Source organism: Pelomicrobium sp. G1 (genome assembly GCF_051905455.1).
Lineage (GTDB): Bacteria > Pseudomonadota > Gammaproteobacteria > Burkholderiales > UBA6910 > Pelomicrobium.
This window is the reverse complement of the sequence record NZ_JBQACR010000641.1, coordinates 1-234: the sequence shown is the minus strand read 5'-3', so window position 1 is coordinate 234 and position 234 is coordinate 1. Positions and strand designations below refer to the sequence as shown.

Annotated in this window: 1 pseudogene; it reads right to left on the bottom strand. The window is 65.4% G+C overall.

Annotation, left to right across the window (positions count from 1 at the left end):
- Window positions 1-223: pseudogene (locus tag ACTFO6_RS19945) on the bottom strand (histidine kinase); the annotation flags it as partial.
- Between the last annotated feature and the right edge of the window lie 11 nt (window positions 224-234).

Sequence of the window (234 nt, the reverse complement as noted above, 5' to 3'; positions counted from 1 at the left end):
GGCCAGGCTTGTGCGGCTCGTTCAGGCGTGGCGGGCCGCTCGTCTGAAAGTCCGGAATGCGGACTCGAAGCAGGGTACCTACTGCTAGCCCCGCCTCAATGTGCGCCTCGCCGCCCAGGGCACGGCAACGTTCCAAGATGTCTCGAACGCCGAACGCACCCGGTTTGGCGAGATCCGCGGCCTTGATCCCACGCCCGTTGGCCATCACCTCCAGGCTCACCATCCCTCCTTAAC